At 68.7% G+C, this 15,945-nt stretch carries 13 protein-coding genes; 9 read left to right on the top strand and 4 right to left on the bottom strand.

What is annotated here, in order from left to right; all coding sequences use genetic code 11:
• The first annotated feature begins 17 nt into the window (after positions 1 to 17).
• Genes LK996_RS15995 through LK996_RS15960 form a run of 8 tightly spaced genes read left to right on the top strand, consistent with a single transcriptional unit; the run spans position 18 to position 7,897 of the window.
• Complete coding sequence (locus LK996_RS15995; RefSeq protein ID WP_230528374.1) at positions 18 to 977, top strand: acetyl-CoA carboxylase carboxyltransferase subunit alpha; 960 nt, start codon at positions 18 to 20, stop codon at positions 975 to 977.
• A gap of 29 nt (positions 978 to 1,006) precedes the next feature.
• Complete coding sequence (locus tag LK996_RS15990) at positions 1,007 to 1,759, top strand: tetratricopeptide repeat protein (protein WP_230528373.1); 753 nt, start codon at positions 1,007 to 1,009, stop codon at positions 1,757 to 1,759.
• A 34-nt stretch (positions 1,760 to 1,793) separates the two neighbouring features.
• Positions 1,794 to 3,083: a tRNA lysidine(34) synthetase TilS gene (gene tilS, locus LK996_RS15985; RefSeq protein ID WP_425493811.1), complete on the top strand. Its 1,290-nt coding sequence runs from the start codon at positions 1,794 to 1,796 to the stop codon at positions 3,081 to 3,083.
• A 41-nt stretch (positions 3,084 to 3,124) separates the two neighbouring features.
• A complete protein-coding gene (locus LK996_RS15980) occupies positions 3,125 to 3,376 on the top strand; it encodes an exodeoxyribonuclease VII small subunit (protein ID WP_230528371.1) in 252 nt (83 codons plus the stop codon).
• A complete protein-coding gene (locus LK996_RS15975; RefSeq protein WP_230528370.1) occupies positions 3,369 to 4,247 on the top strand; it encodes a polyprenyl synthetase family protein in 879 nt (292 codons plus the stop codon). The genes LK996_RS15980 and LK996_RS15975 overlap by 8 nt, the downstream gene beginning before the upstream one ends.
• Before the next feature lie 3 nt (positions 4,248 to 4,250).
• On the top strand, positions 4,251 to 6,128 hold the full coding sequence (locus tag LK996_RS15970; protein WP_230528369.1) for a CHASE2 domain-containing protein: 1,878 nt from the start codon (positions 4,251 to 4,253) through the stop codon (positions 6,126 to 6,128).
• Positions 6,104 to 7,420 (top strand): M48 family metalloprotease, encoded by a 1,317-nt coding sequence (locus LK996_RS15965; RefSeq protein ID WP_230528368.1) that lies wholly within the window; start codon positions 6,104 to 6,106, stop codon positions 7,418 to 7,420. The genes LK996_RS15970 and LK996_RS15965 overlap by 25 nt, the downstream gene beginning before the upstream one ends.
• Before the next feature lie 60 nt (positions 7,421 to 7,480).
• Positions 7,481 to 7,897, top strand: coding sequence for a DUF4870 domain-containing protein (locus LK996_RS15960; RefSeq protein ID WP_255657256.1), 417 nt, complete (start codon positions 7,481 to 7,483; stop codon positions 7,895 to 7,897).
• Positions 7,898 to 7,970: 73 nt separating this feature from the next.
• On the opposite strand, the gene LK996_RS15955 is transcribed toward LK996_RS15960, so the two are convergent.
• A complete protein-coding gene (locus tag LK996_RS15955) occupies positions 7,971 to 8,270 on the bottom strand; it encodes a hypothetical protein (RefSeq protein ID WP_230528367.1) in 300 nt (99 codons plus the stop codon).
• A gap of 169 nt (positions 8,271 to 8,439) precedes the next feature.
• Positions 8,440 to 9,756, bottom strand: coding sequence for a metalloprotease PmbA (pmbA, locus tag LK996_RS15950; protein ID WP_230528448.1), 1,317 nt, complete (start codon positions 9,754 to 9,756; stop codon positions 8,440 to 8,442).
• Between the two features lie 107 nt (positions 9,757 to 9,863).
• Between pmbA and yjgA the strand changes: the two genes are divergently transcribed.
• Positions 9,864 to 10,433 carry a ribosome biogenesis factor YjgA gene (gene yjgA / locus LK996_RS15945; protein ID WP_230528366.1) on the top strand — a complete coding sequence of 190 codons (570 nt, stop codon included), beginning with the start codon at positions 9,864 to 9,866 and terminating at the stop codon, positions 10,431 to 10,433.
• Positions 10,434 to 10,567: 134 nt separating this feature from the next.
• Here the strand turns inward: yjgA and tldD are convergent, their stop codons facing one another.
• Together tldD and LK996_RS15935 are read right to left on the bottom strand one after the other, a co-directional pair.
• A complete protein-coding gene (gene tldD, locus LK996_RS15940) occupies positions 10,568 to 12,010 on the bottom strand; it encodes a metalloprotease TldD (RefSeq protein ID WP_230528365.1) in 1,443 nt (480 codons plus the stop codon).
• A gap of 79 nt (positions 12,011 to 12,089) precedes the next feature.
• Positions 12,090 to 15,893: a YhdP family protein gene (locus LK996_RS15935; protein ID WP_484549427.1), complete on the bottom strand. Its 3,804-nt coding sequence runs from the start codon at positions 15,891 to 15,893 to the stop codon at positions 12,090 to 12,092.
• Positions 15,894 to 15,945: the final 52 nt, after the last annotated feature.

The raw sequence follows: 15,945 nt of genomic DNA, 5'->3' as shown, positions 1-15,945 counted from the left end.
CCGGCCCTACGTCGCCAATGAACCCGAACTACCTCGACTTCGAGCAGCCCATCGCCGACCTGGAAGCGAAGATCCAGGAACTCCGCCACGCGAGCAGCGGGCCCGCGGTGGATGTCGACGCCGAAGTCCATGCCTTGCAGGACAAGCTGCGCGTGCGCACCGCGCAGATCTTCCGCGACCTCTCGCCGTGGCAGGTCTCGCAGCTCGCGCGCCATCCGGCGCGGCCGTACACGCTCGACTACCTGCGCGTGATCTGCGACGAGTTCCAGGAACTCGCCGGCGACCGCGCGTTCGCCAACGACCAGGCGATCGTCGGCGGTCTCGCCCGCATCGACGGCCGCAGCGTCGTGGTGATCGGCCACGAGAAGGGCCGCGACACCAAGGCCAAGATCCGCCGCAACTTCGGCATGCCCAAGCCCGAGGGGTATCGCAAGGCGTTGCGCCTGATGAAGCTCGCCGAACGTTTCGGCCTGCCGATCCTCACCTTCATCGACACCGCCGGCGCATGGCCGGGCATCGACGCGGAAGAGCGCGGCCAGTCCGAGGCCATCGCGCGCAACCTGCTCGAGATGTCGGAACTCAAGGTGCCGATCATCTGCACGGTGATCGGCGAAGGCGGTTCCGGCGGCGCGCTCGCGATCGGCGTCGGCGACCGCACGCTGATGCTCGAATACAGCACCTACTCGGTGATCACGCCGGAAGGTTGCGCGTCGATCCTGTGGAAGACCGCGGAGAAGGCGAAGGACGCCGCCGAACAACTCGGCATGACCGCCCCGCGCCTGAAGAGCCTCGGCCTGATCGACAAGATCGTGCGCGAGCCCATCGGCGGCGCGCACCGCAAGCCGAAACAGATGGCCACGCGCCTGAAGGCCGTGCTGGTCAACGAGATCGATGCGCTGTCGCAGGTACCGGTGAACGAACTGCTCGAACGCCGCTACAAGCGCCTGCGTTCCTACGGGGCGTACGAAGCCGCCTGACCACGACGCCGGGAGGGGAGCCCGAAGTCATGCCGATCATCGCGCTTTCCATCCTGCTGCAGCTCGCCTGTGCGGTGCACGCCGTCCGCACGGGGCGGAACCTGTTCTGGATCATCATCATCGTCATCGGGTCGTTCTTCGGCGTCGCGGTGTACCTGCTCGCCGAAGTGTTGCCCGACCACCTCGGCGGCCCGACCGCACGCCGCGCGTCGCGGGCCGCACGCGGCTTGCGCGACAAGGTCGATCCCGAGCGCCACAAGCGCCACGCCGCACGCGAACTCGACATCTCCGACACGATCGACAACCGTCGTCGCCTGGCCGAGCACAGCATGGCCAGCGGCGACCACCAGCAGGCGCTGGAGCTGTATCGCAAGTCGCTCAACGGCATGTATGCGACCGACCCGGTGCTGATGCTCGGCATGGCGCAGGCGCAATTCGCGCTCGAGATGCCCGGCGAGGCGCGTGCCACGCTCGACGCACTGATCGCGGCGAACCCGACGTTCCGCTCGAGCGAAGGCCACCTGCTGTACGCGCGCGCCGTCGACGCCTGCGGCGATGTCGACCGGGCGATCTCGGAATACGAAGCGCTGGTCCCGTCGTTCACGGGCGAGGAAGGCCGCGTGCGCTTCGCGCAACTGCTGCAGCGCCGCGGCGACCATGCACGGGCGGCGGCCCTGTTCAACGAAACGATCAAGCGCGCCTCGCTCGCGCCGAAGCACTACCAGCGCGAACAGCGCGAGTGGATCGACATCGCGAAGCGCGCCGTGCAGGAACCGGCCTGACGGCGATCCGGCGATGTCGACCGCGCCCGCGCCGATGATCGATTTGCCGGACACGGATGTGACCGCGCCGCCCATCCTGATTGCGTACAGCGGCGGTCTCGATTCCACGGTCCTGCTGCACTTGCTTGCCGCGATGCCGGCAGCGCGCGAACGCGGCCTGCGCGCCGTCCACGTCCACCATGGCTTGAGCGATCGCGCGGACACATGGACCGCGCATTGCGAACGCGTGTGCACAGCGCTGAAGGTGCCGTTGCACGTGGCGCGCGTCGTCGTCGACCGGCGATCGAAGCGCGGGCTCGAAGGGGCGGCGCGCGAAGCACGGCACGCGGCGCTGGCCGACGTGCTCGAACCCGGCGGCCTGCTCGCGCTCGCGCATCATCGCGACGACCAGGCCGAGACGTTCCTGTTGCGTGCGTTGCGTGCGAGCGGACCCGATGGCCTCGCGGCGATGCGTCCGTTGCGCCCGTTCGCACGAGGCTGGCTGTGGCGTCCGTTGCTCGACGTGCCGCGCGATGCGTTGCACGCGTACGCGCAAGCGCATGCGCTCGCATGGATCGAAGACCCGGCGAACTCCGATCTCGCGCACGACCGCAACTTCGTGCGCCACAAGATCCTGCCCGCGCTGCGCGAACGCTGGCCGCACGCCGACGCCGCGCTCGCGCGTTCGGCCGCGCTGAACCTCGAAGCCGCCGGACTGCTCGCCGACGACGATGCGCTCGCGCTCGCCGGCGCACGCACCGACGATGCGAACGTCCTCGCGATCGAGCCCCTGCGCGCGCTGCCGCCCGCGCGACGCGCACGCGCACTGCGTCGCTGGATCGCCGAACTCGACCTTCCGCCGATCCCCGCCATCGGCATCGCACAGATCGAAGCCGACCTCGCCGACGGCGTCCCCGATGCCGACTTCCGCTTCGCCTGGTCGGGCGCCGAACTGCGCCGCTGGCGCGACCGCTGGCGCGCGACCCGCGAGCGCACGCCGCTCGCGTCCGACTGGAGCGATCAATGGGACGGTCGCCTCCCGTTGATCCTCCCCGACGGCGGCACGCTCGAACTGATCGGCGCCTCCGCCTTCGACGCGCCCCTGCGCGTCCGCCTGCGCACGGGCGGCGAACGCATCGCCCTCCCCGGCCGCACGCATTCGCACAGCCTCAAGCACGCGTTGCAGGACCTGTCGATGCCGACGTGGGAGCGCGAATGCCTGCCGCTCTTGGTCAATGCGGACGATGACGTGCTGGCCGCGGGCGATCGCCTGTGCTCCGCCGCCTTCGATGCCTGGCTGCGCGCCCGCGATGCGCGCTTGCGCTGGACCCCCGCCTCGCATTGACCCTGCCCCGCCGTCGCCGCACACTGCGCGCCATGCCGCGCATGCCCGACGCCCCGCCTTCCCCGGTCGCCGATTTCGAGACCTCGCTCGACCAGCTCGAACAGCTGGTGGAGAAGATGGAACACGGCGAAATGAGCCTGGAGGAATCGCTCGCCGCGTACGAACGCGGCGTCGGCCTCTATCGCAAATGCCAGACCGCGCTCGAACAGGCGGAGCTGCGCGTGCGCCTGCTCAGCGATCCCGAGCAGCCCGACAACGCCGAGCCCTTCGGCGCCCCGTCCGCGGATGCCTGACATCGATTTCGGCACGTGGCGCGCGCGCGTCGACGCGGCGCTCGCGGCCGCGCTTCCCGACTCTTCGCACGCCCCGCAGCGCCTGCACGCGGCGATGCACCATGCCGCGACCAATGGCGGCAAGCGCATGCGCCCCTTGCTCGTGTATGCCGCCGGCACCGCGTTCGGCGCAGACATCGCGAAGCTCGATGCGCCCGCGGTCGCGGTCGAACTCATCCACGCCTACTCGCTGGTGCACGACGACCTGCCCGCGATGGACGACGACGCGTTGCGTCGCGGCAAGCCCACGGTGCACATCGCGTTCGATGAAGCGACCGCGATCCTCGCCGGCGACGCGCTGCAATCGCTCGCCTTCGATGTGCTCGCGCATGCGCCGCTCGATGCGGACGCGCGCGTCGCGATGCTCGCCGAACTCGCGACCGCCTCCGGCATGCGCGGCATGTGCGGCGGCCAGGCGCTCGACATCGACGCGACCGGCGGCGCCGCGATCAGCGTCGCCGAACTCGAACGCCTGCACGCGATGAAGACCGGTGCGCTGTTGCGCGCATCGGTGCGCCTGGGCGCGATCGCCGCGGGCGTCGACTTCCCGACGCAAGCGCGCCTGGATGTGTTCGCCGACGCGCTCGGCCTCGCCTTCCAGGTGCGCGACGACTTGCTCGACGTCGAAGGCGACAGTGCGTCGCTCGGCAAGACCGCCGGCAAGGACGCTGCGCAACGCAAGGCCACGTTCCCCGCGTTGCTCGGCCTCGATGCGACGCGCGCGCGCCTGGCCGCGTTGTCGGATGCGATGCGCGACGCCCTCGCGCCCTTCGGCTCGCAAACCGATGCGCTCGCCGCGCTCGGGCGCGCCGCGGTCGAACGGAAACACTGAGCCATGGCGCGGCGCAAACGACGCTCGCGCACGTTCCTCGGCATCGTCGACGCCGCCATGGCCGGGCTGGCGCAGTGGTTCATCGATTACTGGGGCCGGCTCGAGCGCGGCTACAAGCGTCCGCTCGCATGGATCGCGCTGCGCGTGCGCTTCGTGTTCTATCCGCTGCTCGCACTCGGCGCGGTCGCGTGGCTCGTGTACGACTGGACCGGCGCACGTTCGCTGGACGCCGCGGAAAACGCGGTGTTCGACAAGGTGATCAAGAGCCGGCCGATCGAACCGGCAGCGTCGAAACGCGTGGTGGTCGTGGAGATCGACGATTGTTCGATCGACCACTTCGCACGCAAGGGCGAAGGCGGCTGGCCGTGGAGTCGGCAACGCCATGCGGATCTGCTGCTGGCACTCGATGGCGAAGGCGTCAAGGCCGTGGGGTACGACGTGATGTTCACCGATGCGTCGGTGAAGGATCCGGGCGGCGACAAGGTGCTCGACGAGGTCGCCGAGGGCGGCGCGGGTCGCTTCGTGTTCGGCGCATCGCGCGCGCACTCGGACTTCGACGCGTCCGTGGGCGCGATTCCCGCTTCGAAGGCGCCGGGCGCATTCCCGTTGCGGCCCGACGCGCAGCGGCCCGGTCCGAAGATCGCACTCGTGTTGCCCGTCGAGGAACACATCCGGCGGAACGCGGCGCTCGTCGACGTCACGCGCGGCGTCGACGGCATGTTGCGCGACATGCCGCTGCGCGAGACCGCGGGCGACTGGGGCATCCCTTCGCTTGCGCTGCGCCTGGCGGCGTTCGACAGCGGACAACCGATGGCGTCGTATCCCGCGTCGGTGCGCATCAACTGGCGCTCGGATTCGCGCCTGCAGTACATCAGCGCAGCGAACCTCCTCGAAGGCGCACAAATCTGTCGCGGCGACAACGACACCAAGCCGGCACTGCAGGACACGATCGCCGTCGTCGGTTACACCGCATCGGGCCTCAACGACACCAAGCCGACGCCGGTCAATCTCGAAATGGCCGGCGTGGAAGTCCACGCAGAAGCCGTCGCGGCACTCGTCGACCACAGCGCGATCTGGCTCCCGCCCGCGTGGTTGAAGTACGTGCTCGCCGCGGTGCTCGTCATGCTGACCGCGTTCGCCTTCTGGCGCGGCGAACCGGCGACCGACATCGACTCGATCTTCGTCGCCACCAACCTGTTGCTGCTCGTGCTCGCATACGCGGGCCTGACGTTCTTCGGCGCGTTCTTCGACATCTACGCGAGCATCGGTTTCGTGAGCCTGTGCTTCGGCCTGTGCCGAACTTATGCGGCGATCCAGCGCGGGCGCGCCGTCGGCAATTCGGACTTCCTGCCGGAACTCGATCCGCAGACCGATCGCTGGCTCGTGTTCGCGCGCTTGCGCTTCGCGCCGTATCCCTCGCTCGACGATCGCGCCGCCGCGCGCCGCCGACGCGAATATCGCCGTCGCCTGCGTCGTTACCTCTACGCCGGCAGCGACGCGGTGATGCTCGAAGGCGTGGTCGAACGCAAGAGCTGGCTGCACGAAACGCTCGACGACCTGATGGTGCTGGTGTGGCGTGGTGCGACGCGCGACGAAGCGATGCAACGCGCGCGCCACGATCTCGACGACCTGCATGCGCACCTGAACGCGCACGACGATCGACTCGACGACGACGGCACCGTGAAGGCATGCATCGTCGCGTCGGAGATCGACGACGACGCCGACGACAGCGACCGCGGCGAACGCCTGCGCCTGCGTGAAGCACTCGGTCACGCGCTCGATTCGCAGCCGGAGTGGCCGCTTTCGGCCGAAAATACGTTCATGCAATCAGACGAGCCACGTGCCGGGGCGCCTGAATGCAACACCGCTTCCACCAACTGATCGTTTCCTTCGCGTTCGCGGTGTGCTGTGCCGCCGCGATCGCCGCAGGCCAGACCGCCACCGTGCACAAGGCGAGCGTCGACGTGCATGCCGCCGCGGATCTGAAGTCGCCGACGGTCGCCACGCTCAAGCAGAATGAACAAGTCAGCGTCGCGGGCCAGCAGGGCCTGTGGTTCCAGGTCACGCTGCCTGCCGGTGGCAACGGCTTCGTGCGCGTCAACGACGTGCGCATGCAGTACGCGAAGACCGGCAGCGGCAGCGGCAACGCGGTGTTCACCGGCAAGGCCGGCAAGGGTCGCGTCTCCGAAACCGCGGGCGTGCGCGGCATCGACGAAAGCGACCTGAAGACCGCGGGCTACGACGGCGCGCAATTCGCGCAACTCGAAGCCGACCGTGTGTCGCCCGACGCCGCCGCCTCCGATGCGCAGTCCAACGGCTTGCAGGCGAAGCAAGTGCCCTACCCGACCGAGTTCAAGCCCGTCGCCGACGCGGCGCCGAAAGCGACGCAGGCGGAAAAGCGCGGCGGCATGTCGCTTGCGCGTGGCTTGTTGTCGTCGATCGGCATCGGCGCACCCGCGCCGGCGAACTCGGCGATGGATGTCGCCGAAGCCGCGCAGGGCAAGTCGGAAACCGAGCAGGCCGCCGAAGAAGCCGCGCTCGGCCCCGAGATCGCGGGCCGCGTTCTCGGCGCTGCGCCGTTGTGGGCGGATGCCGAAGCGCAGGCGCGCGTGAATCGCGTCGGCCGCTGGATGGCGTCGCAGACCTCGCGCCCCGATCTGCCGTGGAGTTTCGGCGTGATCGACACGCCGGAAATCAACGCGTTCGCTGCACCGGGCGGCTACATCCTGATCACGCGCGGCATGTACGAACTACTCGCCGACGACGAGGAAGTCGCCGCGGTGATCGGCCACGAACTCACGCACATCGTGCAGCGCGATCACTACAACGTGATCAAGAAGCAGGAAACGCAGGGCGCGCTCACCGATGCCGCGTCGTCGAACGTCGCCGTCGGCGGCGGTGTCGCCGGCAGCATGGCGAAGGAATACGTGGCCAAGCACGGCGCGACGATCATGGCGACCAGCCTCGATCGCGGCGCCGAATACAACGCCGACCAGGCCGCGCAGATCTATCTCGCGCGCGCCGGGTACGATCCGCTCGCGCTGTACGCCGTGTTGCAGAAGATGATGGCGGTGGGCAGCAGCTCGGGGAATCTCGCGCAGCTCTACAAGACGCACCCGCCACTGGACGAACGCCTCGACCGGCTCGACCAGGGGCGCTTCGCAGGGCAGTGATACAGTGAGCCACCGGCCGCCAGTGCGGGGCGCGATCCATCCATTCGGGGGAATTACGCAATGAACGACATCGATCCGAACACCACCGTCAACGACGACACCGCGATCCCGCAGGAAGAACGCCAGTGGGCGATGTTCGCCCATCTCTCCGCGCTCCTCGGCGGCCTGGTCACTTCCGCGATCGGCGGCTGGGGCTGGTTCCTCGGCCCGCTGATCATCTGGCTGCTGAAGAAGGACACGATGCCCTTCGTCGCCGACCAGGCCAAGGAATCGCTGAACTTCAACATCACCGTCACCGCGATCTTCCTCGCGCTGATGATCCTCGGCTTCATCACGCTCGGCATCGGTTTCGTGATCGCGCTGCCGCTGATGTTCGTCGTGGGCATCGCCGCCCTCGTGCTGATCATCATGGCCGCGGTGAAGGCGAACGACGGCGTGCGTTACCGCTATCCGTTCACGATTCGCCTGATCAAGTAAGCGACGCAAACGACAGGCAACAAAAAAGGCGGCCCTCGTGGCCGCCTTTTTCATGTGCGCGAACGCTGCAACGCTACGCGTCGTTCACCGCGTGCCCCATGCCGCGGAAGCAGATCGGATACGCCGCGGCGGGAATGCTGGCGCCGCACCGCAAGTCGCGGACTTCATCGCCGACGGCTTCGACCAATCGAAGGAATTGCGTCAACGGGAGGTCGTAGATCGGTTTGACGAAGCCCGCGGGGAAGTCGACTTCGAGCAGGCCATCCGCACGCTCGCATCGGACCCGGCAGAACACCTGCCCTTCGAACCGTATCTCGCCGGCGAGGAAATCCGATTCCCCGGGGAACATCCAGTCGACGCGAAATCCTTTCATCAGTCGCCTCCGTCCACATTGTCGTGTGGATTCAGGAAACACAACTTCGGTTTGCCGCGAAAGCGCAATGGTTCTTCCGCGCGCACGTGACGTCACCGGCGGAGTCGGCAGATGTGTCCCCGTAGCGGGGGCGATCGCTCGCGTTGGGGTGTGCGGCCTTGCGCCGACGTCAGGATTCGCCCGCCACCGTCATCTTCCCGACCAGGATCGACCCCACGCGGATATGCGATCGCGGATCGACGTCGGTGCCCACCGCTTCGATCGCGCGGAACATCGACCTGAGGTTGCCGGCGATGGTGATGCCGTCGACGGGGAACTGCACGCGGCCGTCTTCGATCCAGAAGCCCGCGGCGCCGCGCGAGTAGTCGCCGGTCACGGAGTTGACGCCCTGCCCCATCAGTTCGGTGACGAGCAGGCCGCGTTGCATGCCGCCGAGCAGCGATGCGAAGTCGCCGGCGTTGGCGCGCACGCGGAGGTTGTGCACGCCGCCGGCGTTCGCGGTCGTCGTCAGTCCGAGTTTGCGCGCCGAGTAGCTGCCGAGGATGTAGCGTTGCAGCACGCCGTCTTCGATCAGTTTCGATGCGCGCGTCGCGACGCCTTCCGAATCGAACGATGCCGAGCGGAAGCCGCGCGGCAGGAACGGGTCTTCTTCGATCGAGAACCAATCGGGGAACAGTTGCGTGTTCACCGAGTCGATGAGGAAGCTCGCGCGCCGGTACAGCGATCCGCCCGACACCGCGCCGAGCAGGTGACCGATCAGCGAACGCGCGACTTCGGCCTGGAACAGCACCGGCACTTCGCCCGTCGGAAGCGAACGCGGTTGCAGGCGCGCGGCCGCGCGTTCGGCGGCATGGCGGCCGATCGATGCGGCTTGCTCGAGGTCGTCGGCCGCGATCGCGGTGCTGTACCAGCCGTCGCGCTGCATGCCGTCGCCGCGACCGGCGATCAACGCGCAACCGATCGTGTGTTGCGTGCTGCGCTCGGCGCCCAGGAAGCCGTGCGAGTTCGCGTACACGCTGATCGATGCGCTGCTGCCGACCGAGGCGCCGTCGCTGTTCTCGATGCGCGCATCCGCGTCGCGGCCCGCTTGTTCGCACGCGAGTGCGATGTCGAGCGCGCGGTCGGCGTCGACGTCCCACGGGTGCCAGCCGTCGAACTCGCGCACTTCGCGCGCCATCAGGTCGGCGTCGGCGAGGCCCGCCGCTTCGTCGTCCTCGGTGTGGCGCGCGATCGCGCAGGCCTGCTCGACGGTCGCCGCCAGGCTTTCTTCGCGCAGGTCCGCCGTGCTGGCGCTGCCCTTGCGCTTGCCGAAGTAGACGGTCACCGCGATGCCGCGGTCGCGCGTGGATTCGACGGTTTCCACCGCGCCCATGCGCACGTTGACGTTGAGGCCGTGCTCCTGCGAGCACGACACCTCGGCCTGGGTCGCGCCGGCGGTGCGGCAGCGGTCGAGCAACTCGCTCGCGATGTCCGACAACGCCGCCATCCGGGCGGGGCTGTCGTCGCCCGCGAGGGGGCCTGGGGGGTTCGTCGACAGGGGGGCGGTGTTCAATGGTCTATCCTTCCGTGATTCCCGAATACAGGTGACAGGCGATGCGCGGCAAGGACCCGGAAACCGGCGAATTCCTGAGCCCGAGCCGCAGCGAGCAGCGGCGCGCCGCGCTCGACGTGCTCGAACTCGGCGCGAAGCTCGCCGAGCTCAGCGACGCGCAGTTGGCGAAGCTGCCGATTCCCGAAAACCTGATGCCGCACATCCTGGAAACGCGCCGCATCACCTCGCACATCGCGCACAAGCGCCAGTTGCAGTTCCTGGCCAAGCAGATGCGGCGCGAGGACGAAGAAACGCTCGATGCGATCCGCGACGCCCTCGACGAGAAGGGCGAAGCGGCGCGCAAGGAAGTCGCGCAGATGCACCGCGTCGAAGCGTGGCGCGACCGCCTGCTCGACGACGGCGACGACGCGCTCGCCGCGTTCATCGACGAATTCCCGTCGGCGGATCGCCAGCACCTGCGCCAACTGGTGCGCAACGCCGGCGAGGAGAAGAAGCGGAACAAGCCGCCGAGGGCGTATCGCGAGATTTTCCAGGTGGTGAAAGAAGCGATGGAAGCGGGAAACGGGAAACGGGAAACGGGAGAACTGGCGATCGACGAGGACGGAGAATAGCGTCAGCCGAAGTTCGGCTTTCGGCTGTTCGGAAGCGGTTGCGACGCGATCTTCGGCCGACGTGACTCGTGGCCGCGACGCACGTACACCCTCCCGTTTCCCGTTTCCCGTTTCCCGCTTTTGCTCCACCCCAATCACGCCTGCGTCCCGCCCACCGTCAACTGATCGATCAGCAGACTCGGCTGCCCGACGCCGACCGGCACGCTCTGCCCGTCCTTGCCGCACACGCCGACGCCTTCGTCGAGCGCGAGGTCGTTGCCGATCATCTTCACGCGCTGCATGGTTTCCGGGCCGTTGCCGATCAGCGTCGCGCCCTTCACCGGCGCGGTGATCTTCCCGTCTTCGATCAGGTAGGCCTCGGTCGCGGAGAACACGTACTTGCCGCTGGTGATGTCGACCTGGCCGCCGCCGAAGTTCACCGCGTACAGGCCCTTCTTCACCGAGCGGATCATCTCTTCCGGATCGTGGTTGCCGGCGAGCATGTAGGTGTTGGTCATGCGCGGCATCGGCAGGTGCGCGAACGACTCGCGGCGACCGTTGCCGGTGGGCTGCATGCCCATCAGGCGCGCGTTGAGCGTGTCCTGCATGTAGCCGACGAGCACGCCGTCTTCGATCAGCGTCGTGCACGAGGTCGGCGTGCCTTCGTCGTCGACGTTGAGCGAACCGCGACGGCCCGGCAGCGTGCCGTCGTCGACGATCGTCACGCCGGGCGATGCGACGCGCTGGCCCATGCGGCCGGCGTACGTCGACGTGCCCTTGCGGTTGAAGTCGCCTTCCAGGCCGTGGCCGACCGCTTCGTGCAGCAACACGCCAGGCCAACCGCTGCCGAGCACGACGGGCATCAGGCCCGCGGGCGCGTCGACCGCTTCGAGGTTGACCAGCGCCTGGCGCAGCGCTTCGCGCGCGAAGCGTTCGGGTCGGCCGTCGGCGAGCAGTTCGGCGTACGAATAACGCCCGCCGCCGCCCGCGTAGCCGCTCTCGCGACGTCCGTTCTGTTCGACGATCACCTGCACGTTGAGGCGCACGAGCGGTCGCACGTCGGCCGCGAGCACGCCGTCGCTGCGCGCGACGAGCACGGTGTCGACGCCGCCGGCGAGCGAGACCATCACCTGCTTCACGCGCGGATCGGCGGCGCGCAGCAGGCGGTCGACTTCGCGCAGCGCGGCGACCTTTGCTTCGTTGGGAAGGCCATCGATGGGATCGTCGGCGGAATACAACGCACGCCCGGTGCCGGGCACCAGTGCGCGCGGCGACGCGGACGAACCATCGCGCGCAATTGCACGCGCGGACTTCGCCGCTTCGATCAACGCGGGCGTGTCGATTTCATCCGAGTACGCGAAGCCGGTCTTCTCGCCGGAAATCGCGCGCACGCCGACGCCCTGCTCGATCGCGTGCGCACCGTCCTTCACGATGCCGTCCTCCATCGACCAGCTCTCGCGCCGCGCGTGCTGGAAATACAGGTCGCCGAAATCGATGCCCGGTCCCAGCAGCGCGCCGAAGGCCGTGTCGAGTTGCGCGGTGGCGAGGCCGGAAGGAACCAGCAAACGGGATTCGGCGAGTTTCAGCGGGAGGGTCATGGGCGATCCGTTTGCGAAAGCGTCGGGTATCGAAGCTACATGGTGCTCGTGATGGCCGGATGCAACCGCCAGCGACGCCTCATCCGTTCGGCGATCCGTCGGCGGTCGCCGGCTTCTTCGTCACTTCGACCTTCGGGTCCTTCCACGGGCCGGTGACGCGATAGGTTTTCGCGGTGAGCTGGCCGATGGGCTTGTTCAGCACCGCGTTGGCCGCCGCGCCGATGGCCGCGCCGACCGGACCGCCCGCGATGGCGCCCGCGACGGTGAGCAGGTTGCCTGCGCGCGGGATGACCTCGACCGTCTGGTCGAAGGTCTGCGCCGTGAGGTTGGCCGCACCGCGGATCTCGATCTGCGCCGCGGGGCTGTCGATCGTGAGGTCGTCGGTGCGCGCCATGCCCTGCACGAGGCGCACGTGGCCGTCGATGCGGTTGAAGGCCAGGCCCTTGGAATAGAAATCGCGGAAGTCGAGCAGCATGCGTCGGGGCAACTGCGCGATGCTCAACAGGCCAAGCACGCGGCCGGCGCCCGGTTCGATCTCCAGCAGCGTGCCCTGCTTCACGTCGAGCGCCAGCGTGCCTTCCACGCCGCGCGCGCCGAACTCGCGCGGCGAACCGGGCCACGTCGCGTCGAACTTCGCCATGCCCTTGCCGCTCGACAGCTGCCCGCCGAAGCCGAGCCCTTCCATCAGCGCGCCGAAGTCTTCACTGTCGATCTGCAGGCCCAGGCGCGTGCGCGCGGCGGCGCCCATGCCGTTCCATTCGCCGGTCACGCCCAGGCGATGCTGCGGCGACTGCGTCTGCAATGTTTCGAAGCGCATGCCCGCGGTGGTCGGACGCGTGCGCACCGTCGCCTTGCCGAGCGACAGTGCGTTGACGCGCAGGTCCGCGATGTCGAAGCTCAACGGCGGGATCGACGCGGGGTCGATCGGGTGCGCGTCGGGCACCGGCGGTGTCGCGACGGCGGCGGTTGCATTCGCCGGTTTCGGCGGCGCGCGCCAATGCGCTTTTTCCATGCGGCCGCTGATGGTGCCGCCTTCGGCATCGGGGATGACCGCCGTGCCCGCAAGCGCGGGGCCGGAGACGACGACGTTCGCCGCGTTCGTGCCCGGCGTGACTTGAACGCGCGCATCGGGGAACACGCCGCCGAGCAACATCAGGCGATCGGTGCGCAGGTCGATGCGGCGCAGCGGCATGCCGCCCGCGTTCGGATCGTTGCCCTTGCCGCTTTGCGCGAGGCCGATCCAGTCGACGAGTTCGAGCGACGCCGCATGGCCGGTCGCGATGAGGCCCGACGCGGGCGGCGCTTCATCGACGCGATCGCTGCCGAGCACGACGCGCAAGCCCGTCTGGTTGCCGCGCGTGCGCGTGCGCAATGCCGCCAGGTTCGCGAACGACACGCGCACTTCGCCCTCGCCCATCGGCAGGTCGGCTTCGATCGTCGTGGGCAGCGAGACGGGCGCGTTCTTGCGCAGCGGCGCGGGCAGGTCGAGCGACGTGCCGACGAGGTTGGAACGCAGCGTGAGTTTCGACGGCGGCACGGTCTTGCCGCTCGCCTTCGGAATCGCGACCGCGACGGTCCACGTCGAACGCCCGTCGATGTACGACCGCAACCACTCGAGGTTGCCCGCGCGATCGACCAACGCCTTCGCGTCCATCGACGTCGCCATGTCGGCTTCGAATGCCTGCGCCTTGTCGCGCACGAATTGCGTGCCCGCCCGCAAACCGAGCGTGCCCGGCTGGCCTTCGTGGCGCACCGCGAGATTGTTGGCGGCGAATCCGCCGTCGCCGAACTCCGCCTTGCCGCGCACGTCGTCGAACGCGAGGTTCCAGCGCTTCTCGCGCAGGCGCGCGCCGGAGAGTTCGACCGTGCCCTTCGAATGACCGGCGATCTTGTCGTGGAACGGCAACAACATGTCGAAGGTGACGTTCGCCGGGCCGTTCGCGTCGATGTTCGCGAGCGTCTCGCCGTGTTCCTTGTTCAACGGACTGTGGCGCAACAGGTCGACGAGCTTCGACGCATCGCTCGCGCCTTCGGCCACCACCGTGAGTTCGGCCTCGCGGAACGAGGCGATGCCGGCGCGGATGTGCGGCACGTTGACGCCTGCGAGCGATGCACTGCCATCGACCGTGAAGCCGTTGCCGACGAAGCTGATCGCACCGTTCAAGTGTTCCGCCGCGGGCCATTCCTGCGAGAACTCGAGCGTCGCGTCGACGAGCTGCGCATCGGCACGGAACAGGCCGTTCTCGTGCAGGAAGGGCCAGTCGTCGAGATCGCCCGACACGATCGCGCGACCGGCGTGCAAGGTGCCCGCCTGCAGCGCGGCATCGAGCCAGCGTTCGGTGCCGTCGGGCATGAGATGGCGCACGAGGAAGCCCTTGCCCGCGGGCACGGGGGCGTCGTCGAGTTCGGCCGCGATGTCGATCCACGGGCGCGTGCCGTCGTTCTGGAACCACATGCCGCCGCGCGCGAGCACGCCGAAGTTGGCGCCGCGCACCTTCAGCGAATCGGTGCCGAAGCGCCAGCCCGCGCCTTCGCGCCAACCCGCGATGCGGCCGGTGAGCGTCAGCGGATGCACCATCGCGAATCCCGCGGGCCAATCGAAATCGACCGTCGCTTTCGGATCGGCGACGAACGCGAAGCCGTTCGCGTCCGCGGTGATCCGGCCGGTGAGGTTGCGCAAGCCCGGCGCATTGCCGACCGGCGTGAAGCCCACGCCCGACAACGTGCCGTGCGCCTGCATCGCACCGCCTTGCGCGCCGACGACCTGCACGCCCTGCAGCACGGCTTGCGGTTTGGCCAGCAACAACCAGCGACGCAGGCCCGCGTCCATGCTGTCGCTCAACGCGGCCGCGGCGAGCAACGGACCCGCGTCGACGCGATCCGCGCGCAGGCCCCAACGCTTGCCGGCAACCAGCAGCAAGCCATCGAGCGTCTGCTTGCTGCCGCCGGCGTCGATGCGCAGCAGCGGTGCGTCGAAGCGGTACTCACCGTTCTTCTGCTGCAGGCGCGCGCGCATTTCGACGTGGCCGAAGCGCGCCTGCGGCGTGTGCACGCCGCTCGCATCGCGTAGCGGTGCGCCGCGCAGCGCGACGTCGTCGAGCAGCGCATCGGCGGTGACCGAGGCGACGCGATGGTCGCGCAGTTCCGCCCACGCCTGCGCGCGGCCATGGCCCGCGTCGATGGCGACGCCCATCACGTGCAGCAACGGCGCCCACGCGGCGAGATCGGCTTGCTTCGCGCCGGCGTACGCATGGCCGTCGCCGGCCTTGCGATCGAAGTCGAGCGCGGCGTCGAGCGGCGACACACCCGGCCGCATCCACGCGCGCATGCCGCTGCGGATGCGATCGCCTTCCACGCGCAGGCGCAGGTCGATGCGCGGCACGCGCGCGTCGATGCCGAACGTCGGCGCGACGACGCGCAATCGGCCGCCGATGATCTGCAGTTCGCCCAGGCGCTCGAGCGCGGCGAACGGATCGCCGCCCGGTTGCTGTTGCCCAGGCAATCCGCGCACCGACCATTGCCCATCGTTCGCGCGCTCGACGGTGAGGTCGAGGCCGCGCAGGCGCAGTTCGGAGAACGTGCCGCCGGGCAACAGGCCGCCGTAGAGCGAAACCAGCATTTCGGTGTCGCCGATCGCGATCGACTGCGCACCGTCGCCGAGGCGCAGGTCATCCAGGCGCAGCAACGGGCCGCGTCGCGTCCACGCCGATTCCACCTTCGCGAAATGCACGGGGCGTCCCGCGCGTTCGCTCAGCCACGCAGCAATCTTGTCCGGATGCTGCTCCACGATCGGCAGGAGCTGCTTCGCCACACCGACCAGCAGCGCAACGAAGATGAGCACCACCATCGCGCCGTACCCGAGGATACGCCGCGTGATCCGCATCCGTCGGCGAAAAGGCGTATGCACCTACCCGTTCCCCGTTCCCTGTTCCCCG

Source organism: Noviluteimonas lactosilytica (assembly GCF_020866925.1).
GTDB lineage: Bacteria > Pseudomonadota > Gammaproteobacteria > Xanthomonadales > Xanthomonadaceae > Noviluteimonas > Noviluteimonas lactosilytica.
The sequence above is the reverse complement of the archived record's forward strand: the minus strand, read 5'-3'. Positions and strand labels throughout refer to the sequence as shown.

Bases quoted from the DNA above. Each gene is read 5' to 3' on its own strand.
- LK996_RS15980 (WP_230528371.1), top strand. From the start codon at position 3,125: ATGCCCGACGCCCCGCCTTCCCCGGTCGCCGATTTCGAGACCTCGCTC.
- LK996_RS15965 (WP_230528368.1), top strand. From the start codon at position 6,104: ATGCAACACCGCTTCCACCAACTGATCGTTTCCTTCGCGTTCGCGGTG.
- yjgA (WP_230528366.1), top strand. From the start codon at position 9,864: ATGCGCGGCAAGGACCCGGAAACCGGCGAATTCCTGAGCCCGAGCCGC.
- tldD (WP_230528365.1), bottom strand. From the start codon at position 12,010: ATGACCCTCCCGCTGAAACTCGCCGAATCCCGTTTGCTGGTTCCTTCC.
- LK996_RS15970 (WP_230528369.1), top strand. From the start codon at position 4,251: ATGGCGCGGCGCAAACGACGCTCGCGCACGTTCCTCGGCATCGTCGAC.
- LK996_RS15960 (WP_255657256.1), top strand. From the start codon at position 7,481: ATGAACGACATCGATCCGAACACCACCGTCAACGACGACACCGCGATC.
- LK996_RS15990 (WP_230528373.1), top strand. From the start codon at position 1,007: ATGCCGATCATCGCGCTTTCCATCCTGCTGCAGCTCGCCTGTGCGGTG.
- pmbA (WP_230528448.1), bottom strand. From the start codon at position 9,756: ATGGCGGCGTTGTCGGACATCGCGAGCGAGTTGCTCGACCGCTGCCGC.
- LK996_RS15955 (WP_230528367.1), bottom strand. From the start codon at position 8,270: ATGAAAGGATTTCGCGTCGACTGGATGTTCCCCGGGGAATCGGATTTC.
- tilS (WP_425493811.1), top strand. From the start codon at position 1,794: ATGATCGATTTGCCGGACACGGATGTGACCGCGCCGCCCATCCTGATT.
- LK996_RS15995 (WP_230528374.1), top strand. From the start codon at position 18: ATGAACCCGAACTACCTCGACTTCGAGCAGCCCATCGCCGACCTGGAA.
- LK996_RS15935 (WP_484549427.1), bottom strand. From the start codon at position 15,893: ATGCGGATCACGCGGCGTATCCTCGGGTACGGCGCGATGGTGGTGCTC.
- LK996_RS15975 (WP_230528370.1), top strand. From the start codon at position 3,369: ATGCCTGACATCGATTTCGGCACGTGGCGCGCGCGCGTCGACGCGGCG.